Source organism: Halobellus sp. H-GB7, from assembly GCF_030848585.1.
GTDB lineage: Archaea > Halobacteriota > Halobacteria > Halobacteriales > Haloferacaceae > Haloquadratum > Haloquadratum inordinatus.
Window position 1 is genome coordinate 17,880 of the sequence record NZ_JAVDDW010000008.1, and the last position, 26,458, is coordinate 44,337.

Annotated in this window: 27 protein-coding genes and 2 pseudogenes; 15 read left to right on the forward strand and 14 right to left on the reverse strand. The window is 56.2% G+C overall.

The window, feature by feature from the left end; all coding sequences use genetic code 11:
* Positions 1-792: 792 nt before the first annotated feature.
* Positions 793-2,166 carry a PQQ-binding-like beta-propeller repeat protein gene (locus RBH22_RS12970; RefSeq protein WP_306677725.1) on the reverse strand — a complete coding sequence of 458 codons (1,374 nt, stop codon included), beginning with the start codon at positions 2,164-2,166 and terminating at the stop codon, positions 793-795.
* 601 nt (positions 2,167-2,767) lie between these two features.
* On the opposite strand from RBH22_RS12970, the gene RBH22_RS12975 reads away from it, so the two are divergent.
* Together RBH22_RS12975 and RBH22_RS12980 are read left to right on the forward strand one after the other, a co-directional pair.
* Positions 2,768-3,868, forward strand: coding sequence for a tyrosine-type recombinase/integrase (locus tag RBH22_RS12975; RefSeq protein ID WP_306677726.1), 1,101 nt, complete (start codon positions 2,768-2,770; stop codon positions 3,866-3,868).
* A 1,175-nt stretch (positions 3,869-5,043) separates the two neighbouring features.
* Positions 5,044-6,321, forward strand: coding sequence for a transposase (locus RBH22_RS12980; protein WP_306677727.1), 1,278 nt, complete (start codon positions 5,044-5,046; stop codon positions 6,319-6,321).
* Positions 6,322-6,563: 242 nt separating this feature from the next.
* Here RBH22_RS12980 and RBH22_RS12985 read toward each other — a convergent pair whose 3' ends face one another.
* Positions 6,564-7,085, reverse strand: a complete 522-nt coding sequence (locus RBH22_RS12985; RefSeq protein WP_306677728.1) for a hypothetical protein — start codon at positions 7,083-7,085, stop codon at positions 6,564-6,566.
* 407 nt (positions 7,086-7,492) lie between these two features.
* Here RBH22_RS12985 and RBH22_RS12990 point away from each other — a divergent pair, with 407 nt between their 5' ends.
* From RBH22_RS12990 to RBH22_RS13000, 3 genes are all read left to right on the forward strand, one after another.
* The gene (locus RBH22_RS12990; RefSeq protein ID WP_306677729.1) at positions 7,493-7,855 is read left to right on the forward strand and encodes a hypothetical protein; all 363 of its coding nucleotides are present in this window, start codon (positions 7,493-7,495) and stop codon (positions 7,853-7,855) included.
* Positions 7,848-9,041 (forward strand): hypothetical protein, encoded by a 1,194-nt coding sequence (locus RBH22_RS12995; RefSeq protein ID WP_306677730.1) that lies wholly within the window; start codon positions 7,848-7,850, stop codon positions 9,039-9,041. Before RBH22_RS12990 ends, RBH22_RS12995 begins: the two co-directional genes overlap by 8 nt.
* A gap of 391 nt (positions 9,042-9,432) precedes the next feature.
* Entirely contained in the window at positions 9,433-9,903 is a 471-nt protein-coding gene (locus tag RBH22_RS13000; protein WP_306677731.1) for a hypothetical protein, read from the forward strand.
* A gap of 133 nt (positions 9,904-10,036) precedes the next feature.
* Here the strand turns inward: RBH22_RS13000 and RBH22_RS13005 are convergent, their stop codons facing one another.
* Entirely contained in the window at positions 10,037-10,219 is a 183-nt protein-coding gene (locus tag RBH22_RS13005) for an SHOCT domain-containing protein (protein WP_233560698.1), read from the reverse strand.
* Between the two features lie 486 nt (positions 10,220-10,705).
* Between RBH22_RS13005 and RBH22_RS13010 the strand changes: the two are divergent.
* The 6 genes and pseudogenes from RBH22_RS13010 (at position 10,706) to RBH22_RS13035 (ending at position 14,169) form a co-directional block, all read left to right on the forward strand.
* Positions 10,706-11,013 (forward strand): annotated as a pseudogene (locus tag RBH22_RS13010) (DUF6516 family protein).
* Entirely contained in the window at positions 10,994-11,461 is a 468-nt protein-coding gene (locus tag RBH22_RS13015) for a transcriptional regulator (protein WP_306677733.1), read from the forward strand. The pseudogene RBH22_RS13010 and the gene RBH22_RS13015 overlap by 20 nt, the downstream one beginning before the upstream one ends.
* A 332-nt stretch (positions 11,462-11,793) precedes the next feature.
* Positions 11,794-12,024 (forward strand): hypothetical protein, encoded by a 231-nt coding sequence (locus RBH22_RS13020; RefSeq protein ID WP_306677734.1) that lies wholly within the window; start codon positions 11,794-11,796, stop codon positions 12,022-12,024.
* A 288-nt stretch (positions 12,025-12,312) separates the two neighbouring features.
* Complete coding sequence (locus RBH22_RS13025; RefSeq protein WP_306677735.1) at positions 12,313-13,089, forward strand: hypothetical protein; 777 nt, start codon at positions 12,313-12,315, stop codon at positions 13,087-13,089.
* A 35-nt stretch (positions 13,090-13,124) separates the two neighbouring features.
* Complete coding sequence (locus tag RBH22_RS13030) at positions 13,125-13,355, forward strand: hypothetical protein (protein WP_306677736.1); 231 nt, start codon at positions 13,125-13,127, stop codon at positions 13,353-13,355.
* A 538-nt stretch (positions 13,356-13,893) separates the two neighbouring features.
* Positions 13,894-14,169, forward strand: coding sequence for a type II toxin-antitoxin system HicB family antitoxin (locus RBH22_RS13035; RefSeq protein WP_306677737.1), 276 nt, complete (start codon positions 13,894-13,896; stop codon positions 14,167-14,169).
* 37 nt (positions 14,170-14,206) lie between these two features.
* On the opposite strand, the gene RBH22_RS13040 is transcribed toward RBH22_RS13035, so the two are convergent.
* Both RBH22_RS13040 and RBH22_RS13045 read right to left on the reverse strand, forming a co-directional pair.
* The gene (locus RBH22_RS13040; RefSeq protein WP_306677738.1) at positions 14,207-14,944 is read right to left on the reverse strand and encodes a hypothetical protein; all 738 of its coding nucleotides are present in this window, start codon (positions 14,942-14,944) and stop codon (positions 14,207-14,209) included.
* A gap of 84 nt (positions 14,945-15,028) precedes the next feature.
* Positions 15,029-15,616 (reverse strand): transcriptional regulator, encoded by a 588-nt coding sequence (locus tag RBH22_RS13045; protein WP_306677739.1) that lies wholly within the window; start codon positions 15,614-15,616, stop codon positions 15,029-15,031.
* 185 nt (positions 15,617-15,801) lie between these two features.
* Between RBH22_RS13045 and RBH22_RS13050 the strand changes: the two genes are divergently transcribed.
* Positions 15,802-16,425 carry a hypothetical protein gene (locus RBH22_RS13050; RefSeq protein ID WP_306677740.1) on the forward strand — a complete coding sequence of 208 codons (624 nt, stop codon included), beginning with the start codon at positions 15,802-15,804 and terminating at the stop codon, positions 16,423-16,425.
* Positions 16,426-16,505: 80 nt separating this feature from the next.
* On the opposite strand, the gene RBH22_RS13055 is transcribed toward RBH22_RS13050, so the two are convergent.
* Positions 16,506-16,718: a hypothetical protein gene (locus tag RBH22_RS13055; protein ID WP_256546686.1), complete on the reverse strand. Its 213-nt coding sequence runs from the start codon at positions 16,716-16,718 to the stop codon at positions 16,506-16,508.
* Between the two features lie 119 nt (positions 16,719-16,837).
* Entirely contained in the window at positions 16,838-17,029 is a 192-nt protein-coding gene (locus RBH22_RS13060; protein ID WP_158599412.1) for an AbrB/MazE/SpoVT family DNA-binding domain-containing protein, read from the reverse strand.
* 182 nt (positions 17,030-17,211) lie between these two features.
* Here RBH22_RS13060 and RBH22_RS13065 point away from each other — a divergent pair, with 182 nt between their 5' ends.
* Positions 17,212-17,508 carry a hypothetical protein gene (locus tag RBH22_RS13065; protein ID WP_306677741.1) on the forward strand — a complete coding sequence of 99 codons (297 nt, stop codon included), beginning with the start codon at positions 17,212-17,214 and terminating at the stop codon, positions 17,506-17,508.
* Positions 17,508-17,858 carry a hypothetical protein gene (locus RBH22_RS13070; RefSeq protein ID WP_306677742.1) on the forward strand — a complete coding sequence of 117 codons (351 nt, stop codon included), beginning with the start codon at positions 17,508-17,510 and terminating at the stop codon, positions 17,856-17,858. The genes RBH22_RS13065 and RBH22_RS13070 overlap by 1 nt, the downstream gene beginning before the upstream one ends.
* Positions 17,859-18,529: 671 nt before the next feature.
* Here the strand turns inward: RBH22_RS13070 and RBH22_RS13075 are convergent.
* Entirely contained in the window at positions 18,530-18,712 is a 183-nt protein-coding gene (locus RBH22_RS13075) for a hypothetical protein (protein ID WP_306677743.1), read from the reverse strand.
* 1,031 nt (positions 18,713-19,743) lie between these two features.
* Between RBH22_RS13075 and RBH22_RS13080 the strand changes: the two are divergent.
* Positions 19,744-20,415 (forward strand): annotated as a pseudogene (locus RBH22_RS13080) (TrkA family potassium uptake protein); the annotation flags it as partial.
* Positions 20,416-20,461: 46 nt separating this feature from the next.
* Here RBH22_RS13080 and RBH22_RS13085 read toward each other — a convergent pair.
* From RBH22_RS13085 to RBH22_RS13110, 6 genes are read right to left on the reverse strand one after another with little or no spacing between them, the layout of a single operon-like run.
* Positions 20,462-20,662, reverse strand: a complete 201-nt coding sequence (locus RBH22_RS13085) for a hypothetical protein (protein WP_256290690.1) — start codon at positions 20,660-20,662, stop codon at positions 20,462-20,464.
* On the reverse strand, positions 20,659-22,209 hold the full coding sequence (locus RBH22_RS13090) for a TrkH family potassium uptake protein (protein WP_256546714.1): 1,551 nt from the start codon (positions 22,207-22,209) through the stop codon (positions 20,659-20,661). The genes RBH22_RS13085 and RBH22_RS13090 overlap by 4 nt, the downstream gene beginning before the upstream one ends.
* A gap of 60 nt (positions 22,210-22,269) precedes the next feature.
* A complete protein-coding gene (locus tag RBH22_RS13095; RefSeq protein ID WP_306677744.1) occupies positions 22,270-22,956 on the reverse strand; it encodes a TrkA family potassium uptake protein in 687 nt (228 codons plus the stop codon).
* Positions 22,957-22,961: 5 nt separating this feature from the next.
* A complete protein-coding gene (locus tag RBH22_RS13100) occupies positions 22,962-25,238 on the reverse strand; it encodes an amino acid permease (RefSeq protein WP_306677745.1) in 2,277 nt (758 codons plus the stop codon).
* Between the two features lie 60 nt (positions 25,239-25,298).
* The gene (locus RBH22_RS13105; RefSeq protein WP_256290696.1) at positions 25,299-25,718 is read right to left on the reverse strand and encodes a universal stress protein; all 420 of its coding nucleotides are present in this window, start codon (positions 25,716-25,718) and stop codon (positions 25,299-25,301) included.
* A gap of 3 nt (positions 25,719-25,721) precedes the next feature.
* The gene (locus RBH22_RS13110) at positions 25,722-26,177 is read right to left on the reverse strand and encodes a zinc ribbon domain-containing protein (RefSeq protein ID WP_306677746.1); all 456 of its coding nucleotides are present in this window, start codon (positions 26,175-26,177) and stop codon (positions 25,722-25,724) included.
* Positions 26,178-26,458: the final 281 nt, after the last annotated feature.

Consider the following 26,458-nt stretch of genomic DNA (forward strand, 5'->3'; position numbering starts at 1 on the left):
GGGCACCGTAAGACGGAGATCTATCCGCCTGATATTCGGCGGCAGAGGGTTTAATTCTCATATCACAACTCGGAATCAATATTTTAATGCGCACTTACTCTCTAACTCTTGCATCCCGTTTCTGTCAGAGGTTGATACTACCGCCCGATTGATGAGGGGAAGAAGGGAAACACTCGCAAGGAGAGAGTTGACGCTACACTGATAGGGTTATCGTAAGTCTTCATAGATTTCTCGCCAGACGATACGGCGAGAATCTCCGAATAGTTACGATAATCCCTATGAGTGGCTACGCTGCTGGAAGTCTCGAAGAGTTGTCCATATAGTTGGGTGTGTGACAAGAATAGCAGCCTGGAGAGCCATCTGGGGCAGTTTCCGCCGATCGAATCGGTCAAATTCACGCATCACAGCCCTGCTAAACCCTCTGTAATCTCAAATTCCAAACACGAACAATAGTTGAGACTAGCTATCTCAATGCATAGACGACATCGCGCTCGCGCGCGATGTCTTCGATTAGCTCGGCTGGAAACAGGGAAGTCAACCGCCGTCGTATGAGATCCGGGGAGAGTTGCTTGAACACATTCTCTCCCCACGCGGTCTCCAACGATAGCTTCGTCACCAGAGCGCTGCCTGTTGGTTTCTCTGCTTAACCGAACACGGATGGAGTCAAGTCTGTAGTTGGACCGGCCAGCGGACTGATCTTGAAGAGATGGCCGACGGAGCAGTCCGTTCAGCCTGTCGCGAGTCGCTCCTCGTCAAGTAGGCGAATTATTGGTGCTTGGGCCCCGAGCCGGTTCACTCTGATTGCTGCTCACGACGAGCCAGATATCCGGCCACGGCGCCGACACTTGCCGCACCAACTGCTGCACCGAAGCCGGGCGCACTGGACGAGGACGTCGGCTCCGGACCTGTCGTGTCTTCCGGTTCGGCAGCGGTCGTTAATGTTGGCGTCTGGGTCGGTGTCGGCGTAGGGGGCTCAGTCGTTAGAATCCCTTTCGACCAATAGATCCGATTTTCGCCCGGGACGAACCGCGAAAGCAGCAGCGATGATTCGTCGACCAGTGCGGTAGAGGTCCACAGTTCGGCTCCGTCTGCCGTGTCGAAGGCGTGGATCTTCCGGTTCCCGACCAATACGGTATCGCCAGCAACGCAGGGTTTCTGAAACTCGAGGCCGTACTGATTCGTCGTGACGGGAACGTTCCAGTCCCGTTGGCCGTTCGTGAGATCGAGCGCGTAGAGGTTTCCGTCGCCACTCGCGACGTAGACGCTCCCGTCTGCTGCCGCCGGAGGAGTTCCGATCTGCCCGGCCGTCTTGAACCGCCACTGCTCCTCGTAAGTCTCAAGATCCACTGCGTGGACACGAGGCCCGCTGGTGACGAGGATCGTCTCGTCCACGATGACCGGTGGAGTGAACGTCTCGCCACCGATGCCGAGAAGCCAACTCTTCTCGCCTGACTCGATGTCGAAAGCGTACAGGCCACCGCTTCTCACGGTGATGTAGACCTTCCCGTTGGCAACTGCTGGCGCCCGCTGTGGGATGTCGTGATTCATATCGTTGACCATCGTGTCCCACTCAAGCTCGCCATCCTCAGCGTCGAGCGCCACGACGGCCGCTTTCTGCCGGCAGGGATAACAGCCATAGGTGGTCTGGCCCAGAACGATGACGGTGCCGTCGGCGACTGTAACACTCGTCTGGCCCGCCAGCCCATCGACAACTCGGTTCCACTGTCGCTGCCCAGTCTCGACGTCGACAGCGAACACGTTGCCGTTGTCTGGAACCGGCACGTAGATCGTTCCGTCAGCGATTGCGGGCGTGGATTTCGTTCGACCGCCGGTGTCGAACCGCCAGACTTCCTCACCTGTCTGCTTGTCAAGAGCGTAAAGTTGGTCGGAGACGCCGTAGACGTGTTTGTCGCCGACGACGATCGAGCTGGGGTCGAGTACGTCATTTCCGGATGCGGTGTTCCAGTTTGCGAGTTGCCGAGGCGTCTCGGTCGCTGAGGGAAGTTCCGTCTTGTTGCTCGTGTTGGTTTGACTCCCTCCGTACGTCCCCCACGTCGCCCTGCGCCCCTGCTGGCTGCCTCTCGCTCGTGTGGCTGTGAGAGTACTTCCAGCACCGAACGCTATTGCACCGGCAAATCCTCTGAGAAAGTCTCGTCGTTTGACCATATGCGACTCTGGTTCATCTCGTTCTTTTAATATTTTGATACTGGCCTATTGGATCCACGGACTGCGTTGGGGTGTGTCGTCAAAACGATTGAAATGAAGCGGAAGAAGTGTTTCTGTGCAAACTCCCTCCTTCCGCTTTGTCAAACAAGCCGTGTTGATCGCACGAATACTTTCCCAGCGTGATAGACGATCGTTCTCAAAGCGCGGGGGCGTCGTCATCGACCGCCGATATTCGTTGAGACGTCACCGTAGTTTTGAGCGCGGCGGCGAACGGTTTCAACTCGTCACATTAGGTGCCAAATCGACTGTTTCAGATCTCTCTTACACTCATAGCTGTCTTGTCAATCGGTACCGCCACGCAAAGAAATTATCAGTATTCTAGTGGTTGGTATAATTTGAGATCCCGAAAACGTGTGCTTCCCCAGTCGCCATACTCTGTATAGCGATATAAAATTCATACACTTCTTCTATGGCAATATTCTCGCGCTATAGCTGCTGTATTGACTGATTACGGCAGATTAGATTCTGAGTTTTCCCACTTAACATTAGAACAGTAGTGTGCAGTGGCTATTAGTGGGTCGCCACTGTATGCGAAGCACAGATGGTAGATCTCGCTCAGAACGACGCTACCCCCGCGGATCGCGGCAGCGAGACAACGCTCCAGGACGCCGCTCGCCTGTATCTCGGAGCTCAGGACTCTGGCGTCTATGCGAGCAACGCCACGCACATCCTGGAGCGCTGGATCGGATGGGCTGAAGACCGCGGGGTGAGGAACATCGACGAGGTCTCGAAGCGACTGCTCACGAACTACGCGACGCGGCTCCGACGCCGAACCGAGAGCAATGCGATCGCCGCGTCGACGGCACAGAACTACTTCGACGTCGTCGCCGGCCTGCTGACGTACGCAGCCCGGCGCGATTGGCTCCAATCGAATCCTGCCCGCACCGAGGCTGCAGAGAACGAGCTTCCAGCTGTAGATGACGGGGGGCGAACGACGCAACAATTCTGGTCACCGGCGACGCGAGAAGAGATCGTCCGCTGGGCTGACTGGCGGGCCGAAGATGCCCTCGACCACGACTGGATGGATGGCGAGGCCGCCGTTCGAGACCGCGCACTCGTGGCGATCTTCGCCTATTCGGGCGTACGCGGCAGCGAGGTCGTGCGTGATCCACGTGATGATCGGCGCGATGGTCTCAATTGGGACAATGTCGACTTCGACGGTGCCAAGCTGGAGGTCTACGGGAAGGGGATGAAAACACAACACGCCCCGTTCCCTGAACGAGCCCGCCGGTTCGTCCGAGCGCACAAGCGACGTCAGAATCCACCAGACGAGTCGTGGCCGGTGTTTCGGACCCGACACCTTCCGACGCTCTACGGCGGCTTGCCTGACGACGTCGAGGGTGTGACGCCCGCGAACGTCCTCGACCTCTACCGTGAACACGAGATCACGCCGCCGACGCTGTCCACGTCGGGAGCACGCTCGATCATCGAAGCACTCTGCGAAGAGTCAGGCATCCGGGAAGACGGTGAAAAACTGCGTCCTCACGGAGCTCGGCGCGGCCTCGGTGACACGCTCTATAGACGCAATCCCGAGTTGGCACAGCAAGCGCTCCGGCATCAGTCGATCGATGTCACCAACGAGAGCTACCGTCACGTTCAGACTGGTGAAGTGTCGGAAGGAATCGACGACGTGCTCGAATGACTGCTACTATTTAGGGTGTCATAGAGCCCTTGTCACAGCGGTTTTTTTTTTTTATAATCTCATAGTCGAATCAGCACATTCTCTCCCCACGCGGTCTCCAACGATAGCTTCGTCAATCGAGCGCAGTCTCTTGATTTGTCGTCTTAACCGAACACGGATGCATCCGTGTTCAGTTAAGCCCGATCCGACGGTTCTGGAGGGTTTGAGTATCGGTCGATTCCGCCGTCTACACCCGGCTCAGGCAATCTCGAACCCCATAGAATATTACTGGGAGTGTTAACCGAACACGGATGGTCTTTTCACCAGACACGCTCCCGGAACAACTCGTGAGACCCCGTTAACGAGCAGGCGTAGGTCACGGTCGTTGTGCAGTGAACCCAGTCCGCTGCTGATCGCGGGCAAGTCTACTCAGTGAGAGGTAGCACGATACCGAACACAAACGGAGACAACAGTGCGACAACAACGCCAATTCCTGCGATCGCCACCAACAATGTATGTTCCCACGGCGGGATCGCCATCCCAGCAGTTTTGAGGCCAAACTCTCCGAGTTCCCCGGCTACGAACATACCAAGCCCCAATAAGAATCCGAGTTTCGTAAGCTGTGAGTATTCGAGCTTACCATATCGCCCGTGCATATAACCGAGTCCACGTTTCAATAGCAAGTAGATTTCTATTTGGAAAATCGTGGGGGCAATCACTTCCGATTCGAAATTGGACAGGGCTTTGCGCTCGGAATCCTCCTCCCTCCCTACTCACTCGTTTCGCTCGAGTGGTCAGCGCAATAGCTGAATATTCGGACAGCGTATTCTCTCTGATGAAGCGATCACGTCGGGTTGAGCTTGTTGAGCATCTGCCGGATGCAGAGTTAGATAGGGCGATTGACGAGGCACAGAAGGCGGACGAGACAGAGTGATCACTGAAACAACTGAATATGCAGCGACGTGTGGTGCAGATCCCTCGCTCCGAGTGAAACACCTCGATTCGTTCACTGGGTCTCCCACTCGTTTCAGCAGTTTCGAGGCGGAGCCCCCGGCCTCAAGGAGCGAGTGCTTCCGACCAGTCGGAAGGACGACGCGAGTAGGCCGGGGAGGAAGCCGACAACTCCGGCACAGACCACGGACTGTAGCCGCCCGTTCTCCCCAACGTTAATAAACTACCGTCTACCCATCTGACGTATGGAGGTGCGGCGCACTGTTCCAGTCAAACTCGACGTGGACAGCCACGACGCCGCCCTTCTCCGCGAAACAGTTGATGAGTTTTTGTTGGCTGCCAACTACGTCGTGGACCACGCTTGGCAGGGCGAATACAAGACGACCAGCAAGGCACAGTTGCAGGAGGAAACCTACGACGAGGTACGCGACCGGACACGGTTGCACGCGAATCTCGTCCAGAACGCCCGCAACAAGGCCGCCGACGCCGTACAGGGCGTCGTCGCTCGCTGGAAACAGGGCGAGTACGCTGGCAAACCACACTTCTCGCAACCGACTGCCGTCTACGACAAGCGGTGCGCCACGTTCCACGACGAGTACGTGTCGCTGGCGACCGTAGATGGACGTATCGAAGTCGAGTACGTTCTGCCAGACGAGGACCGTGACACACCTCACAGCCGGTATCTCGACAACGACGACTACGAGGTGACGGGCGCAGAACTCCACAACACGGACGGCGAGTGGTCCCTTCATCTTCGCACAAAGGCGGAGGTGGAGTTCGACACGCCGGAGCAGGCAACGACCGAGCACAGCACAGTCCTCGGCGTTGACCTCGGCGTGAACCAACTCGCGGTCACTTCGACGGGCACGTTCTGGAGCGGTCACGAGTTCGACCACTGGCGGCGCGAGTATGAGAACCGGCGGGCGTCACTCCAGCGGTGTGGGTCACGCCACGCCCACGAGAACATCCAGTCGGTCGGTCGAAAAGAAACGGGGCGGTTCACGATGATGCTCCACCGGATTGCCAACGGCATCATCGAAGAAGCCGCCGAGAACGGGTGTACAGTCGTCGCGTTCGAGGCGTTGACCGGCATCCGTGACCGACTGCCCGGCGCATCGTGGGGGCACAAGTGGGCGTTCGAGCGGTTATACGAGTACGTCGCATACAAAGCCGAGATGCACGGCATCGACGTAGAGCAAGTGGACCCGGAGAACACCTCACGCCGTTGTTCACACTGTGGATTCACGCACCCGTACAACCGCGACGGCGAGAAGTTCGAGTGTCTGAAATGCGGCTACGAGAACCACGCCGACTACAACGCGGCCAAGAACATCGGACTGCGGTATCTCCGCCGTAACCAAACTGGGGACGGCGGAGGCGCACCCGTAGGCGTGCGCTTGAATCGCGGGATGATGAACGCGAACGGAGAATATGAATCTCCTGCCGAAGATTCCGGCCAGAGCGGGAGTCCACGCGAAAGCCCCACCCTCAACGAAGCGAACGGCCAAGCCGTGAGCGAGTAGGGTGGGGTAGTTTACGCGGCCTCCCTCGAGACAGCTACGTGAACCCGTGGACTGTCGTTTCGATCCGTCACGCAGACATCGAGGCAACAGAAGGCCGGCTTCTCGAAGAGACAACGGACACGATCGCCCAAGAAGCAGCAGGCTATCTTGGCGTGCCGTAGCCGCTCGAGCACTTCTTGACTCCGCTGGTGGGTACGGACGGGTCTGCGACTTCCGACGAATAAAATAGTGATCCGACTGCGCTATGCCTGCGGCGTTGGTTCTTGCCCTTCGGCGAGCAGCGCTTGCAGGGTTTCCTCACCAGTTGGCAGCTGCTGAACCAGCACGCCCACACCCAGACTGACTGCGAGAAGCAGACCTGCCCACTCGGTTGGATTGCCGGCTGCGAGCGCGTTGAGCGCCCCACTCTGGGTCAGCAGTCCGAGAGCGAGCAGACCTGTTAGGAGCCAGGAGGCGGCGATCTTCGATGCCGTCACCTTGCTTAGCGGATATTTGAACACTGGATGTGCCCGGAGAAGTCCATCTTTCAGCCGCGCCCAGGAGATGCCGCGGAGGGCGTTGTATGCGAAGACACCGATGATTCCGGGGACCATCTTCACGGAATCCGAGACTGAGTTGCCATTCTCGTCGAGGATCTCGATGACCTCCTTCACCTCGACTCGAATTTTGGCCTTCTCTCCATCGAATTCCATCAGCTCGCGAATCTCTTTGTCAATGACGACGCTTCCGCGCTCGTTTATATAGGCAATTGTCTCTTCACCCATCGTGTGACCTTCGTCTCCGAGAATACTCTGAAATGTTATATCTCTAATGGATGTCCAAGTGACACTTCTGCTCACTCCTACCTGTTCTATATCAGAAAGCAGATCTTTCTGATTGAATCCGATTCCCTCAAATACAATCTGACTTGTATTGAGTAGGTCCGAATGAATCAGACCTACCCATCCCAGATCTATTCATATCGGGGGGTAAAAATGAACTTACCATTCTCGAACCTCCTCGCAGTAATGCGATTACAGAATAAAAGCACTGAATTAAACGAATCTCCTCCAGAATAATTGCTCTCTCCGTCTCTCTTGATTCATTTCTCTGTTTAATCAGAACAAGAACTATATGGCTCAATCCACTTGCTCAAATCAAGTCCACTTGTACAAAGTGGGTGGACGAAACTATGTCAGGAAACGAAATAGTCAACGCATACGTCTCGATGCCAAAGCAGATGAAAGACCGCGGAATGAATGCCGAGGGGTACAGCAGCGGCTCCGAGTATTTCCGTGCGATGATAACAGCTGGTGAGTCCACCCTTGCGGACCTTGACCCACGTATGCTCAACGGCACAGATAGCAACACACAATCGGCCGCGAGTGAACTCGATGCGATCATCCTCGAGGCGCTGACTGGTGACTTTGCCGAACTTGACGACATCCTCGAAAACGGCCTCCAGCAACAGATCTCGGAGCGACTCCTCGAACTTGCTGCCACCGAAGATTCGCCGGTCGAACAGAATGGCTTCGAATTCCGAATCAATGAGTGACGCCCACTACGGGACGGTCCGCCACGGTAGCGACCCGGACCAACCGCCCCTGGATTGGTTCGTCGAGAAGCGCCACGGCCACTCGGCCGATGCTAGCCGACGGCTTATCGAGAACCGAGTCGACCTATTCCGTGACTGGCTGTCCGATGATCTCTCCTGGATCATCTACGAGGATGATGACGACGATACCATCGCCGCAAAGCGCGACCAGTGGGGTGACGCACTCCCCCACGAGCGTGACGTGAGCTGGACGACTGGTGGTCTCCGCCCACAGGATCTCTCGATCGATCACGCGCATCTGTACTTCCAGGCACTGTCTGCGTATCCTAACTACAGAGGGTCATCTGAACTTGGCAACGTCAAAACCATTCGCCAGTTCTACGAATTCTGCCTGAAGCGCGGTCATTCGTGGTTCACAGAAACTGGTAACCCGATTGAACTCGCCCTCGACGAAGGTGGCGACAAGATCATCGGCAGCACAGCATCGCGGAACCCAGAAATCATCTCTGTGAGCGATATGAGCGAATACATCCGCTCGTTCAATCACCCGCTCTGGGAGGCACTTACCGCGTTCTTGGCGAAAACGACGGCCCGGAGAGGCGTGACCCACAATCTCGACCTACAGGACATCTACCTTGATCACCCTGCTTGTGACTGGAACACCCACCAAGCGCTCCGGCACAAAGACCGCCCTTTCCTCTATATCCCACCGGAACCAGAAGAGGGTGAATACTGGAACGAACGGAACCGGCTCCCCAAGGCCTCTAACAAAACTAGCGTCCAACGGACTATCCCCATCGACACAGAACTTCGCGATCTCCTCGTTCGGTGGCTCGCTGTACATCCAGGACCACTCACTAGCGACACTCCGCTCTTCGTCAGCCTGACCGACAACTGGGGGCAACGCATCCATCCACAGACAGTCCAGCAACGAATCAGACGACACTCTGAGGATCTTGGCTACTGGTACGAAGCCTACGACGACGACAACATCAATGTCCACTACTTCCGCCACTGGGCGACCTCGGTGCTCGATGAGCGCCTCGAGGCGACCACGAACGGAAGCCACGCAACAACCACCAAACTCCTCCGTGGCGACGAAGAGGACACGATGGACAACTACACCCACTGGTCCGACGCTCGCGTTGAGCGCTACCTCGAGGTCTGTCCTACGTTCTACGGATGAGCAAGGCGAGTGCCTCGGGACTTGACCCCAAGGTACTTTACGAGTGAACTGATGCGCAACTTGGATGTCTCAGTGTAGGTCCTGCTTTCGTCGACGTCCACTGTCCTGTGCTGTGACTCAGACTTCAAGATCACTCCACAGCCAACTTCGGGTGTCGTGATCGACTGATCATTCGTACAGAACTCACGGTGCACCGCTGCCGATTACGCGCCCGCGCGTAGTCCAGTAAAGTAAGTCAACCCCGGGGGGTTCCGATCGCCATCTACGCTATTTTACAAACGTCTAATTATCCGCTAACCCCTCGTGATTCGGGCTCTCCTGACTACCTACTCTTCGACTCGAATGCCGCAGTACCAGTATCATTACAATACGTGGACACACATCTGGTGCTATGCCCTCCAGACGTGAAGTGATAGCAGGTGTTGCCGCCACCGTGACTGCGACCGCTGGCTGTCTCGGTGATGAAGAACTCATCGCGCGGTGTTCCAGTCGAGGCGTGGGCAGCGGTTCGCAATATCTTCGAAGGATTGCTCCAATACGGGGTGAAGAACAGGTCTCTCTCGGGATACTCGTTTCCGACCAAACCGTTACTGAAGAACGGTACCACGCAGTCAGGATACGAGATAGTGATGGCGACCTCGTCGCGTCAGTTCCACTTATGAGCAATCGGGGGATGAGCAGTCTTGACCCCGAGGACTACTCCGTGTTTGGCTCCAGCAGTGGCGAACTCTACGCGGTACCGTTGGGCCCCCCACCGGTTCACGGTGAATACACGGTCTCGTTGACTGACCCGGATGCCGAGCAAATCGCAACCACAAGTGTTCGGTTTAATTGCTACGCAGAGGGCGAAACGCTTCCATAACTGAGGCGTTCGCCGTGCTGACTCAACCCTCTGTAGTGAGCAATTCCTGTGTAGCAGGGTGTCATAGAAGACTCCCCACACCCACACAGGAATCGTTCACTACAGAAGAGAGACGTATCGCCCAGCACAGGAGTCACTCTATCACGCGCTCGCGCTCGGTCGTCTGCTGCTCCAGTTCTTCCGTTTTGATGAGTTGGTCGAGACGCTGCTCAAACGCTTCGTCATCAAGTTCACCTTCCGCATACCGTCGCCGAAGCGTTTCAATTGGCGTTTCGTTCGCTTCGTCTGTCCGCTGACCGTCCTGTAGACTGTCCACAGGGGCCGCATTCGCCTGACGAACGACCCCTCGTACCAATTGTCCGGCGACCCCAAGCGTTACAGTACTGAGCAAGAGGAACAAGAGTCCTGCCGCGACGTTTCCAGATAATCCAACGACTCCGAGTACGAGTGCTGGGACACCAATCAAACAGGCGACGATGGCAGTCGCAGTTCGACCAGCGGGACTTTGGGGGGCATATTGGTGGACCAATTCAAACATAATTGTTTCGTAACTAGTTCACAACTTAACTATCTCGGAAACGGAACAAGGATTCGATCAAGAAACGAATTTAAGATTTGTGTAGAGAGGTAGGACATTGGTCAACGCGCAACCAAATTCTCACGGTCAATTCAGCTGTCGAGCCGTGAAATAAACACCGTGGCACCTCTTCTATGATACCCTGTTCGTCTGTGTGAGCAGACTGGATGCCGGGTACAACGGCAAAACTCAATTCTGTTGGGACTATACCCCAACATAGGGGAAATGCCTGCAACGGTCGTGTACCGGGAGGAAGACGAGAAACCGGACGGAAGTCGGTACGAGATGGTCGCGTGGCAGGTCCCGGTGAGCGAGGACTTCCCGGAGGGGCTGAAGTACAGCTTCCAGTATATGACGCTGGCGGCAACACGCTCCTGCGGTACGACAACGCGCCCTACCACCTAGATGTCGGTCGGCATCATCGGCACCCACCCGAGGGCGACATCACGAAGTTGGAGTTCACAGGTCTCTCCGACCTGATCGACAGCTTCCAGAACGAGGTGAACGAAATCTATGAGCAACGAACCGACTGACACCGAACCCACGCACGACGAATTCACGCCCGACCCGGACGAGGTCGAATACCCTTCGACCCTCCGCATCACGTCGCTCCCAGCGGAGCAGGCGCAGAGAGCTGCCATTGAGCGCGCTGAACGGTGGGAGCAAGGCGAGGAGGTACCGCACGTCGTCAACTTCGAAGACCGCGCACGGCTCCGCCGGCTACTCACTGATAAGCGGATGGAGCTGCTCGAAGCGGTGATGGAGCAGCCGCCCGGAAGTATCCGCGCGTTAGCCGACCGTCTCGGCCGTGATGTGCACGACGTCCACGACGATCTGCACTTGCTGGCCGAGTACGACATCATCCACTTCGAGGAGGACGGTCGCGCGAAGAAGCCGTACGTCCCTTACGACACGGTTCGGATCGAGGTCGAGTTCGGCCTACCGCGCGGCGAAGGCTCAGAATCGCCCGCATCGGCGTAGCCGGCGTTCTGGAAGGGCGTCTTCTTAGCCCTAACCCACCCTCGTGTCCAGAAACCAGGTCTCGCGACGATCTTTTCTGCCGTGTTTCTCACTACCTAGCGTGTCGTACAGAGTGTCATAGAAGACTTCCCACACAGGAATCGTTCACTATAGAGGGTGTATGCAGCAGTTGGTTGTCGTTTGTTTCTTCTCGTCAGCAACAAAATAGCCGTAGGTAGGTCTGAGAGCTTCTCATCAACGACGAGACCCAGGTCTCTGAGTACCCCTCAGAGCAATATTTTATAGAAACGAACCAGTAGTAAGAGATGTGGTCCCGCCCACGGTGAACCATTATGATGGATGACGATCTCACCTTCGAACGACACGGGGACGATCTAGGTGGCTTCCGGTACGACGAGGAGTTCGACCTCGACCAGCTCGGTCGCGCCGATGGTGACGTGATGAGCGTCTCGAACGATGACGACCACATGGACGTCATCGAGTACAACGAGGACTTCGGGATGGAGCACCACCGTATCGAAGGGAAGCCCGGGGAGGACATTCGGGACTTCCTCAACGAGTAGTGACCGACGGTCTCAATTTTTCGTTAACAGCAGTAGCAGAGTATTCGTTACTGGACGATACTTAGCGATTCGACGCCGGCTTCTTGACCAATGCGTGCTCTGTACTGAACGAATCCGATTCTGGTGTGTGACCTGCCAGACCATCTTGGTCTGAGAGTCTGCTGCACAAGTCACAACACGACTGCTAGAAATGATATACAGTCCACCAATCACCCGGGCTTAGGCGTTCCCAGCCCGATTCATACAGTGCTGCTGCACCCAGACAATGGGCTGCAGCTATTCCTGGGTATGACTGACTCCACCTCCGAACCGGCGCCGCGCCGTCCGGCGCTGAACCGACTCCGAGATGAACAACGCAGAGCACTGCAGACGTTCCGTGAGGACGGATTTGCCTCAAGACAACAGCTCCTCGAGTGGCTTCACACCTTCCAGTACCGCACGCTCGGGCGTGTGGCCGACTGGGTGTACTTTCTGCTCCCAACGAAGGACGTGACTGTCACGTGCTGTCTGAACAACGCCGCGGCGCGGAAGCGCCACCACCCACGATCGTTCCTGGATGCGGACCAGCGGGCAGCCGAACGTCGACGGCAGGCCGCCAAGCATCTCCGCCCGGCCTGTCGGAAAGCACTTCGACAGCTCCGCACACAGGCCGCCGAGTACGTCGACAATGACGATCCCGCTCCGGATCCGGACATATCCCCATATTCGGTGCTGCGCCCGGTTCTCGACGAGTATCAACAACGGCAACAGATCCGTCTACAGCGCTGGTTCGATGGCTTCGACTCAGTCTCGGAGCTCGCCGAGTGGATCCACGACTTCGACTACGACACGCTGGGAGAGATCGAGAATATCCCGGGCGGCGAGGAATTCGACTACGAGCTACTCGAGCAACGAACAGCCAGACGAGTTGCGTTGGGCGACAGCGACGCCTACGCTCGCGAGCGTGAGCAACTGGCTGCCAGATATCTGCTGCCCGCGTGCAACCGCGCCGTCCGTGAACTCGCCGTGAACGCTGGTGAAGCAACCGACCAGAACTCCTCGGAGATCTATGTCCCGTCAGGGTGATCGCCGAGTGCCAGAACGCCCACCCACATCGCCTCGTGGTCACGGATCCCGGCTCTGGACAGCTCTCTATCGAATCGGGAACCTTCCTCGACCGGCTCGAATCGCCGATCGAGGCGTTGGGGTTCGACGAACTCCAGGACGTTCCGGGTGGCAAAGAGCCCACGATAACCGGAGGAGCCGGCCAGATCACCGTGGCGCGCCTCCCCGTCGACGGCGAGCAGGCCACCCCGGTCGATCCTACCCCGGGTGTGGGTGCTGCTGATTGAATTGCCCATTTGCCAATTGGCTCGCCGTCTCGTTTCGTTCGGCCTTTAAGTACAGGGGTGACCGCCGGGAACCGGCCGGTATCCGGGGCAAAACCGCCGCAACTATCAGATATCCGAGTAGCTACGCACGCGCGTAAATAGTTATACTCTCAAGGGTGTCCCCCGTGCGGTGGGGGGCCACCGCAGGCGACCAACCGTGCGAGCGGGCGTGCTCTCGCGCCTGCATTTTATATACGGCCGAGCGGCCGCACGCGGGCGATATGAATTCCGGAAGCGTGCGCGCCGGCGCAGCAACCGCACGCTTGCGCGGGCGCTGAATTCGCACACGCGACAGCGCGTTCGTTTGTGCGCTCACGAATGTCTGCGTGTGGGCACGGATGCGTGGCCGTCGCGATGCTCGCGATCGTGCTTGCGTGTGCGCTTGTGTTCGCGTGGACGTCGTCTCCCTGTGGACGTCTGCTGAGACGATTGGAATGACGACTTGCGTGAGACGGCGAACCCCCGAAGTGCTTTGCGCTTAGGTACGATAAGAGGAGATATGGCAAGAGCCGGCCCAGGCGATACGGACGCTCTTGAGCGAGAAATCCGGTTACTGAAAAACCCGGATGGACAGTGGGCGGCTCGTGACCTCCGTGTCGGCGTGACAGCACAAGGAGGGAGTCGGCGAGCTGCACTCGACAACCTCGACGCCGTCGTCGACGCGGTCGAAGGCGATGGTGGTCATCCGCCGACTGACGATGAGATTCGCGATCTCGGTGTCGACCCCGAAGTCGCTCGGACACAAGGTGACGAGCTTTCTGACGTCCTCCAGTAGCGATGGTGACGTGGGATTTTTTCGGTGGAGATGTTTATTAGTCGTTGACTGTGCGGTTCTCTGGAGGCAGGTCGATCTTGATAACCTTTTCTGAGGAGACGGTCGTAGTGGTTCTGTCATCGTCCCCGGCTTCGAAGGTGAAGGTGCCATCCCCACCGCGTTCAATTGAGCTCTCGTTGAGTTCTATTTGGGTGGCTTGGTCAGCTGCAAGCTTCGTGGTGTTTTCTTCGCTATTCGTATTCTGATTGTGTTCCGTACCGTTGAGGCCGTAGTCGCCGGCGTCGATCGTGATGGCGCTGGAGGCGTTGAGCTTCACCGGTTCATCGATGTAGATGACCTGCTCTTCCGACAGGTTGACGTCAGCGAGGACTCGCGCCCCGCTGGACTCATCAATCGGAGCAATCGTGACGTGGCTCACATCTTCGTCTAACCCAGAGGCCCAGACCTCAAAGTGGACAGTGACATCGTCTGCAAAGTAGCTCCGAACCGTATCATTCGCCCAGGCTGTCTCGATAGCGTGATCGACCTCTTCATCGCTCATCTCTCTGGAGTTGATTACATCGACAGTGTAGTTGGCGGGCAATGCAACATCTGACGCTGTGTCGGCCGTAGGTGCGCCCATTGCGGCGACGACACTGCCTGTAACGAGGGCGAGCAGTGCGGCGACCGCAAGGACGGCAAGTTTCGTGCGCATAGTACGTAATTCTCCTCGTAGTGTGGAGTCACCACCGAAGCCTCCAAACACCGGAGGGGTGGTGCTCTCCAGGTAGACCATTAGATGAAAGACCTGAAAGTGATTGATTGGAAATGAATTGCAGAATCGGTTGGGAACCCGTTTCAGCCGGTCGTTAAGCGAGAATTAGGTAAGGACGACGACGTTGCCCATCCCCTTGCGCTTCCGTTCGGCCACCTCCTTGCTTTCGAGGGTATCCAAGGTACGGCTGACCGTGGCCTTGGACAACTCGGTTTCCTCGACGATATCCCGTTGTGGAACTTCACCACCGGCTTCAAGCACGACGGTATAGACGATTTCCTCGTTGTTGTGTAACCGATCAGCCGTCTCTTCCCACCGGGCCTCAGGGTTCGGTGTATCATATCGGACAGTACCGCTGCCGTGTCCGTCACCAACTTCTTGCCGTGTCGGTGGGTGTTCTCCGCTATTTTCGGTGGTTTGTGGTCTCGATGACTCGGTTGCTGGGACTATAGTAGTGTGATCGTGGACTAAGAGGTAGGTGCCGCTGGCACCGAGGAGAGAGGCTGCGACCGTGATGAGGGAGACATCAGTATAGGTGAAGTATTGGCCGAGTTGGGTAGTCTGTGCGCTGTTATCACCGATGGAGACCATAACCGGTGAGGGTGTGATCAGTTGGACGGCAAGCACCAAGACCGCGGCGACGAATATGGCCGCCGCAATAAGACGCTTACCGTGGAGGGCTGACAGGTCCATATGAACAGGGTTAGTGAGGACTCTGTCTAATTCGTATCGCTTTTTCGCTGTAAAACCAGGGTGAAATGCCTGTGAAACGCATTTCCAATTGTTTTCCAACCGGTTTCACGCAGCACTAATGTGTTCTTTCACCCAAGTTCAAGATACGAATGAAATCCGGTCTGTGGTCTCGTCTCACCCTGTTGGTGGTCCTCGCCGCCCTCGGTGTCGGGCTTGCTGTCCTCGGCACCGCGGCCGGTGCGACTGTCCCCCTCGCCGCCTCCGGGCCGGGCGCAGCGTTCGTCGTGTCTGAAGACAACGTCACCTTTGAACAAGGGGATCAGCAGGCTATCGTCCTTGACAATATGACCCGGATCGACAGTATCGAAATCGACCAACAAGGCAGTGGAACCTACCAGGTGAACACGGAGACCAAGGACCCACTGACGGACAGTGAACGCAGCCAAGCCAAAGCAATTGCCCGAGACAACGCGACCGTACAACAGGCACTTCAGGACTTAGACCAGTACGAACTGACCGTTGAACCGGTCCACAAACTGACCGTGGACTCTGTCCAGACTATGACCCTCACCGGCCTCAATAGTACCTCAATGGACAGTGAGACAGCTGCGGGAGAGAAGACGTTCTCCCTCACGGTTGAAGACAGTGACAAGACAGGAACAGTCACAATCGACCGCGATCCCGAATACGTCGAAGACGAGGCCGCTGTCAGGATCCGCGACCCTGCTACTGGCGAGACGTGTTACTCTGCTACAGTTGACTTGGAAAACGAGACCGTCACCGATACCACTGACTGGTGTTCGGGGTAACGCTGGTCGTCCTACAGGAAAGAAGCATTGTGGCGGGATTTCAATACTAATCGTTGATCAAGTCATCGCCCTTGGGTAAGTTACTTGCCGTGCCTCCGCCCGTGGAGCTGCTTTTCGACTTCGTCACTACTGGTCGCATCCACGGCTACTGCAACGAGGTCGTCGTGATGCTGTTCGATGACATCCGTTAGCTGGCGTGCGGTTCTGAGTTTGTATCGAACTTCTGGATCATCGACTTCCGCTGTCGCGTCCGCAAGGAGGGCGTCGATTGCATCGACGGGTGTGTCCGCCATATCGGGTCCTAGTCTGCGCCACAAAAATAACATTTGGAAAACACACTCAGTCGTGAGTGAGGACACACAGTGCTGCGGTTTGACGCAATAACTGCTCCGAGACAGCCAGATCTCTGCTCTTAGGTGTCGCGAACACTCGGTGGCAGAAACCGCGGCTCGTCACTCTCACCGTCATCGTACCACAGGACGTCGTCGCCGGCCTCGATCCCATAGCGGGCGGCGATCTCGCTGGGGATCGTGATCGTGTAACTGCCGTTGGCCTCCTGGACGGCACGCGTGTCTGCGAACAACTCCGTGAGGGACTCCGACATATCCTGTTCCTCGTGTGGAACCCACTTGATCCCTGTTAAGACAGTAGATCCCTGAGGCATCCAATGGGTCTGTAATGGACTCTCCGGTGATTCTCCGATTTCATAGTCTTTGCCTCCTGTTGTGGGTGTATGCTGCTTTCCACCAGCATTCCCACGTCCCGACCACGAGCAGGTGATTCGCGATGATGGACTGTGTCCGATTGCAAGACGGCGGCGCCTCCTACCGCCTCACGGTTCCGGCACGGATGGTCGAGGCGTGCGGGCTCGTGGCCAAAGAGACCGAAGATGCGTCCGTCGCAGAATCGGAACTCATCGTCGACGATCCGATGGTGCTGCTCGAACTCGACGAGTCGGAGGGAATGCTCACGGCGCAACTCCCCGAGCCGCCGGAGGATCCTCCCGAACCTGAAGCCGCGGAACCGACGCTGACCGACGTCGAACGGAAAGTCCTCGAGCAGGCCGACAGCCAGGCGGACTGATGCGCACGGAGATTCCGGTCCCGATTCAGAGCCTGCCGGAGTATGGCTTGCGACTACGCAGTCAGCGCGGGTGGGCGTTGCATCGCTTCCCGGAGCCTGATCCGTCAGATCCGACTGCGGCGATCCCGGCGTGTGTGGCCAACGACGACCCAGGCGCGTTGATCTCGGAGGACCCGGCGGACTACTTCCGCGCGAAACTGGATCTGACGATTCGCTCCCGGCGGTACTCGCTGTGTTCGCGGCCGTCTTGCTTCGGGCGCTTGACGGCCGTGGATGGGGTGAGTTGGGACGAGGCGGCGGCCGGCGATCGGGCTGGGCCAGCAGTCGTGCAACAGCACGAAGCTGACTGAGTCCTTCCGGTTCTTCTCTCGAAGCTGCTGATGCAGACTCAAATCGCAAGACAGTGCCGATTATGAGTCATTTTGAAGCCGTTTTGCTACTCCTTGGTCGTAGAGTCGTATGTAGCGGCCTGTCTGTTTCGCTGCATTCGGTGCTCTAAGCTACTGTCGAGCTTGATGCCTTTCGTCCCACTGCGCGCCTAGATCCGATACAATTGTCTTGTGATGTTCTCTTGCGGACACTCGCCCCGATTATGAATGGACGACCTTGGTGAATCCCTCAATCGGTGATATATTTCAGCAGTCCTCTGAATACACAGTGCGAGTCGGGGATGCGTTGGATTTGAGATTACCCTTCTGTAGACTGGTACTTCCCAAACGCGTACTCTAAAGCGAACAGAACTATCCCCATCGTGAGTGCTTGCAAGACATAGAATTCCTGACCCAGCAGTAAACCAACTATGAGAACGCCAATAGCCGCTGACGCTCCCAAGAGGATTGCATAACGAACCCGGGAGAGGTTCCTGGCCCATTGGTCGGCTTGGTAGAAATACTGTCTCACAGCAGTCATACGTCAGTTGTAGTGTGTCTCGGTAAATAGGCTATGAAAGTTGTCAGCTGGGCCTGCCGGTGATAGACTCACAGTAGTGGCCAGTTTAGGCCTATGTTGTAGACATATCAGATTAGCAGATTTTCCCCCGCTTGCCCGGTTTGAAGTCAGCCTCGCGGAGCGCGTGCAGCGTTTCGAGACCGGTGAGCCGGAACCCAGCGGGGTCGCCGAGGTGGTAGGGGAGTTCGTGTTTGAGGGCGGCCCAGAGGTTGTGAAGTACCTCGGGGTCAAGCCCCGAGGCACTCGCCTTGCTCATTTGTAGAACAACTGTGCAGCACCGAAGTAGATCGCTCGAGCCAACCGGTTCGAGGAGTGGCACTTCCCCTGAAAGGTATGTTTGAGCCGGCGTATGGCCGTCTCAATCTTCCACCGGTGTCAGTACTGGTGGCCAAGCCCCACTTTCACGCTTAGACACGAGGAAGTATATTGATGGAGTTCCTTGATTACCGATGGAAGATCAACTGCCCACCACGAACTGACCTAGGATGAATTTGAAATAGCCAATTAAAACTCACATATGCCCGAAACATCGATTCAGCGGCCGAATACAGCCCCACGGTGGCCAGCCTATATTATGTTTTGTGGATTGATTTGTATCTTACTAGGAATTGCTGGTCCCTTTATGGCCCCTCAACATCCGTTAATAGTCGACGCTTCGAGCGTAATTGGGTATATTGGGTTGTTTCTGGTACTGACTGGGTTTCTTATCCACATCTCTATCGACTAGTCTGGGAAAGAGGAAAATAGCGGACGCAGAGAACCAACAGCACTCAACAGAGCCTATGTATTAGGTGACCCCCCACGACCTGGAGGCCGTGACATCCGCCCACCGGATGGTTGGCCTGCCAAGGCAGGGCGTCCCGGTTCCAACCCGCACTCAGAGAGAACCGGCGAGACACCGGGGTAGTCTCTCTTTCGCTCTCGCTATAGGACAGTGGCCTGGTCACGCAGGCCCCGTCGGAATCGGTGTCACTGCCGTGTGATGAACAGACTGAGTTCGCCACTACTTCTTGTCTGTTGGGGACTGACTTTTCACAGATTCCGTAGCAGTTTCCAGTACGTTGAGCTACAACAAAAACGTTCGATTGGTCATCCAGACTGGCCTCAATACGGTGGTTTTCTTCGCCAGAGTGTCCGCTCAACCTCCGCCTGTTCGCTCCTCGGTTCCGACTGGAGTCGGAACACTCGTCACTCACGGGAAAGCAGGGGTATGCGCTCGTATCTCTATCACTATCTCAATTTCGTGCAGTCGTAGTCGAAGGTGACTTTGCTCGAACCGCATACACACTTGACGTACGATCTATGCGAGTCATCATAGTTGGCGCGGGACGCGTCGGTCGTAGCCTCGCCGAACAACTGGTGGACCGGGGCGAAAGTGTCGTTATTATCGATACCGACCAGCGAGCCGTTGAAACAGCACGGGGTGCTGGGTTCACTACCCATCACGGTGATGGAACTGATACGAGTGTCCTTCAGAGTGCTGGAATTGAGAATGCTAAAACTGTCGCCGCAACGACGGCCAACGACGATGTGAACTTGCTCATCGCGCAGCTCACAAACTCTAAATTCGATGTCGAGACTATCATTGCTCGCGTGAATACGCCAGATAATGTCGAAGCGTTCGAGGAGCTTGGCGTCCGCGCAATCTCGGCGAGCGATGCGATCGCTCAGGAGATGGATAACGCGATTGAGCGACCTGCACTATCGGAATGGATGACTGATCTCGGCCGGGATAAAGACGTTCAGGAGATCGAAGTTACGGCGGAGTGGTTGATTGGGAAATCAATCCGTGAACTTGATGAGTGCCTTCCGGATGGTGTCCTGGTCGCGCTCGTCAGCTGTGATGGTGATGCACAGATTCCCAAACCAGATCTGACGCTGCAGCACGGTACCCGCCTAACATTCGTTGGTCAACGGGATACTGTTCGCAGCGCGATTGCACAGTGCCACCCTCAGTGAGCGTTCGCTGAGGATGGAAACACAACGAGGAGTCTCCCTTTTCGCTTTACTGGACCCCTCGATAGAGGATGTACACGACGAACACCCCGAGATATGCAATCGCAAGCGTCTCGGTGACGAGAGACCGATTCAGAACGATAATCAAACCAATAATGAGGGGACCAAGCAACAGCAGCGAATCGAAGATGCGGTCATCGGCACCAGCTTCGAACACAGAGGAAAGAACCGGAAGACTGTCCAGTTTCATTGGTAGAGTCCTCCGCGCTTGAAGATTGTTCGGAGCATCACGAGTACGGGAATGATCTCGAGCCGCCCGATCCACATATGGAAGAGAAACACGATCTTTCCAATCGTCGGGAGTGACTCAGGCCCCGTAATTCCCGACGAGAGACCCACGTTCCCCTGTGCGCTAGCTACCTCGAACACGACGTTGGCGAGTGAATACTCTCCTGACGGGAGCGTGAGAAGTAGTATGAAGGTACCGACGACCAGGAAGGTAATCCAAAGGACGACGATGATTGCTGCCTCCATAAATTCGCGGCTCGCTTCATCCTCATTCAGTCGCCGGCCGTTAATTTGCAGTCGGCGCACGGCAGTCTCGGGGTAGAAGACATCCGCAATCTGATACCGAATTCCCTTCGCGAGCGTCAGTCCACGAATGAGTTTGATGCCGCCGGCAGTTGATCCAGCAGCACCACCAACAAACATCCCGAATGTGACCGTCAATTGAGCGTACGAGGGCCACCGGCCAAGTGCAACATTGGTCGAATCGACAGCCGTCTGGAATCCGGTACAGGTGGCAGCCGAGACGAACTGGAACAGGCCATAGCGCAAAGCAGCGAAGGGTGTCCCATAGGGACCAGCGTAGTAGAGGAAGCCCCACAACAACGCCGACCCAATACTCATATAACCAAATACCCACCGCGTCTGAAGATCCGAATAGAAGTTTCGGAGATCTCCTCGGAGGATGAGATAATGTACCGGAAACGCGATGCTGCCCAGCAGCATAACCGGAATCAACACGAAGTCGATCAGGGCGCTATCGTAGGTCGCAATCGAGTTGTCTGTAATTGAGAACCCACCGGTTGCGAGGCCGGTCATCCCGTGATTGATCGCCCCCCAGATCGGCATCCCCGCGAGCCACAGCGCGAGGATAGAAACGAACGTGAACAGAATGAAAATCCACCAGATCGTCCTAACCGTCGAGACAATGCTTGGGTGAATCTTCTCCGAGCGAGCCTCGCTTTCATAAAGCGTCAGTGACCCGCTCCCAGGGCGTGAGAGGATCGCTGTCGTCAAAACGATTACTCCGACCCCACCGACCCATTCGGTGAACGTCCGCCACCACTGGAGTGTGCGTGGGAGCACTTCCTCATTATCGGTCATCGTGAGTCCTGTACCCGTGAAGCCACTCATACTCTCGAAGACGGCGTTGAGCGGCTCGGTAAACGCTGCCAGAGTCGCTGTCTGAGCGGGTGTTGTAAATCCTGATACGCCGAGTTGGACGCTCCAGGCAATCAACAGGAATGGCAACGAGCCGAAGAGGCCAACGGAAAACCATCCTAACGCGGCGACAATCATCCCGTGGAACCGGCTCGGTGCTTCAGCGTCCTTGAATCGTCGAAAGAGCAGCCAGCCAATTCCTAACGGAATGATAGCGGAGACCAGCAATGCCGGGAGCGCATAGTACTCTCCCCAGAGGAGAGGTACAGCGAGCGAGACTAGCATCAGCCCGCCAAGCGCTTCCAAGATGCGACCGATATCTCGGCCGACAGTTGCAATGGCTCCGTTCATTCGTTCTCCGTATTTGCGATCAGAGTTGCCGAGATGTTCTCGGAATTCGACATTATCAGCCTACTGGGAGTGATCTTCATAGTGCCCAAAGATGTCCGTAACCTCTGGATCAGCACCGACACCAGAGTACACTGTCAGCAGGTCGCCTTTCTTGATGGTTGTATTCCCGCGAGGAGTGATCGGGTGATCATCGCCTTCACGTTCGATCGCAACAACGAGCATCTCGGCAGTAATCAGTCCCTCCTGTGTAGCTTCTTGGAGCGTCTTCCCTGCGATAGGTGCCTCTTCGGTGACCTCGATTTCGAACACCTCTGCATTTTCACCAATACGCATATAATCGACAATTGCCGGCCGCGCTACAGCCCGGTAGAGATACTCAGCAATGAGCTGTTGAGGATTTTCCATTGTGTTGACACCAATCTGTTTGAACAACCCCATATGCTCCGGGTTGTGGACGACCGAGAGGATCGCAGGAATTTCGAACTCTTTTGCGAGCAGGCAGGTCATCACGTTAGTTGCATCTTGATCAGTCGTCGAGATGAGTGCGTCAGCCCGCTCAGCACCAGCATCCTCTAGCGTTTCTTTTGTTGTGGCGTCAGCATTCAATACCAAGCAATCAAACTGATCTGCCGCCTGATTCGCGCGCTTTTCATCGCGCTCGATAGCGACGACTTCGTTTCCAAACTGCGTCGCAATATCAATAAGCGGTGTGCCAATATCTCCGGCGCCGATGACGATGATGTACATAGTGGTTAGACCTCCAATCTCCGCATCAGTGCTTCACGAATTGACATCGGAGATTCCTCCTCTCCGCGTGCCATCACGACCGTTTGCGATAGTTCTGCGCCGATTTTCTCCGGGAGCGATCCAAATACAGCCTGCGAAACCGTCCCCGAACGTGTCGCACCGACGCAGACCGTGTCGTATTCCTGAGCGACCTCGATAATAGCCTGTTCGGTATCTTCGGCAACTTCCACTTTGGTATCGTACGACATATATTCAATTCCGGCGCGTTCAGCTAACTCGGCAATCACTGCTTCACCACGCTCAGTTGGCGAGAGGTCTTCATCACTGTCGTTCTCGGGAGATTGCACATTAAGCAGCGTCAACGAGGCATCATCAGCTGCAGAGACGAATTCGGCAGCACGCCGGGCTGCGACCGGCGCGTGTGGGCCCTCGCCAGCGAGCGCAATAATATCCCCTTCTCCGCGCCCACCTTCGGATCCGAGCTTTACCAGCGTCGCATCACACGGGGCACGTCCAATGACAGGATCGATTGTCGATCCGAGGACGTGTTCACGCCGACTTCGCGTCCCTTGCCAGCCAAGAAGGACGTGATCGGCGTTTTCTTCTTCAATCACATCCAGAATGACGGACCCAGCACTTCGCCCCGCAATTGCCCGGGTTCGGAGCCCGATATCGAGTTCAGATGCGATATCGCGGGCAGAATCAAGCAATGCCTGCTGTCGCTCAACCCGTTCCTCCTCGAATGTTAGATCCTGAGAGAGCGACGTCTGGGGTGGAACCTCAATGACGTTCACGGCGATTACCTCGGCGCGTTCGTCTTCGTGAGCGTGTGCGCTCGCTGCTGCCATTTTGAGGAGATCGCGTTCGGTCTCCGGATTCGCGACCGGGACGACGACGCGATAGCGACCTTCGCCGCCTTCCATTGCTTCTGGTTCAGGAGCAATTGCTTCACCGACCAAGCTCGCACTGAGTGCCCGATTGCGTGCATATCCGAAATACCAGAGCACACCGAAGACGACGATAACAGTACCGATAGCCTGGACAATAAAGTTCATTTGTACCAGAATCACAAGACAGGCCACGAATCCCAGAATTGGCACAATAGGATACAGACCTATCGGGATCTTGAACGACGGATCGTACGCATCTGGGTTTGCCCGGCGCAACACGACGACAGCAACGTGGACGAGGGCGTACGTCACGAGGTACATAAAACTCGCCACCTCGGCGAGTGTTCCGACCCCAACGCCGACCGCGATCAGGACGAGCGTGATAATTCCCGTAACCGTAATCGCCCGGTACGGCGTCCGGAACCGTTCGTGAACCTCGTTGAGCCAGTTGACGAGGATCCGATCACGACCCATCGCGAAGTTGACTCGAGCAGCTGAAAGAATGCTGGCATTCGCACTCGAAACCGTCGCAAGCACAGCTCCGACGATCATTACCAGCGCTCCGATTGCCCCCATAAATTCGGTCGCAACATCGGCAACCGGAATCTGGGATGTCGCAAGAGCTTCAATCGAAAGCGTTCCCGTCGAAACGAACATCACGCCCACGTACATCAGCGTCGGCGTTACCACGGCTGCGATCATCGCGAGCGGAAGGTTTCGGCTCGGGTTTTTGATCTCCTCGGCACTCGTCGCAATGACCTCGAAGCCGATGAACGAAACATAGACTGTTCCGATCGTCGCTGCAACTGCGGGCCACCCATTAGGGTTGAATTCACCGAGCGTCGGCCCACTGATGATACCCAGAGCGAGGAAGGCGAGAATAAGTCCAACAAGCGATAGGACGATGACGTTCTGGAGCGCACCGGTTTCTTTGACGCCATAGTAGTTGACGCCAGTCAGCAACGCTGCCATTACGAGTGCTGCGACAGTAATGCCGATCTGCCCCCAGCCAGCAAGGAACCCAATGTACTGGCCGAGTCCCGGCAGAAGGTATTGGCCGAAGCCAATCATATAGAATGCTGAAGCGAACGTCAGCCCAGCCCACATCCCCCAGCCGACGATACTTCCGAAGAATGGGCCGAGCGCTCGATTGACGTAGTAGTAACTGCCGCCTGCTTTCGGCATTCCGGTCGCCAATTCCGAGAGGGAGAGAGCCGCTAACAACGACACCAACCCTCCACCGAAGAAGGAGACCATACTAGCGGGACCGGCCTGCTCGGCAGCGATGCTCGGGAGAACGAAAATCCCTGCACCAATCATTGTCCCGAGACCGATCGTGTAGGCCTCGAGGAAGCCGAGATCACGGGCGAGTTCTTGCTCGGTCTCACTCATACGATACCACCAGTGTTACGCGCGTCGCTACGTGTATGCATATTCAAATTAGCTCTCCGATCATTTGTTTTCGGTCTCTTCTGGGAGTGCAATAACGGGCAGATCTGCCTCCGTGATCAGTTTGAGCGCCGTGTCACCGGACAAGAACTGGACGAGACGGTTTCCACCACGAGGACGAAACGCGATAGCGCTGGCATCCACATCCGCTGCGACGTCGAGGATCGCAGCAACGACATCTCGACGGTATGCAGTTTCGGTGTCAATCTCCGGGATGGTTCCACGAAACGCACCATATGCCTCCGAAGCCCGTTGTTCAGCCTGTTCGAGAGGGAGCTTGTCGGGAACTCCTTCTCCTTTCTCGATTACGTGGACGACGGTTACGTGGCCATAGTCATAGTCATCGAGTATCTGGGCCGTTTCACGTGCATCCTCTTCGTCTACAACCGGGACGAGAAGACGCTTTGTCAGTGACTTTGTCATCGCTTACTCCCCCGTCTCAGACTGGGAGATGTGCTTATTGCCACAATGAGGGCAGACAGATGCATTTTTATCGAGGCGGGCCCCGCAGGAATCACAGCGAATTTGTTCCGAATTATGGACATCTCCGAGGTACGCCCAGTGCAGTGATTCTGCTCCATCTGGCTGCGATTCTCGGTGGACGTGGTATAGTGAGACAATATCCGTGTTAACTCCAGGACCATCCGGATTCGGTGGATGCTTACGCACGAGTGCGTACACTCCATAGTTCTCAATTTGGAGGACCTCTCCAGCCGCGGTCGCCTCAATCTCCTCTTCAATGGGGACACGAAGCGCGTCAATACGGCGTTCAACGTACGAGAGAACGGCTTTCAGCTCAGGGAGTTCTAACGAGTCGATCCGTTGGATTAGCGCCTCAGGTAAGGTATCCGGTACCTCTGGTTCATCGTGCGGATCACTCATACTCACATCACCATTGTTCAAAAGCAACCTGGTGCTTGTCTAGTGCACGACGCAAACCGTGTGAGTACTGCCATAAGTACGGTTTAGACGTACTTTCGGTGAAGGAAGCAAGTTGGCGGATGGTTCTGTGGCTCGGACTAGCCCGTGTACCGATCCCAATTGACGTTGCAGCAAGCGTGAACTGTGAGACCATATTGGTTGCCATACTACGATAAGATAAATATTCTCCGCTTTTACAAACGATTCAGTAGATGAAGTGGAGAAATATTTCTATTCGTTCT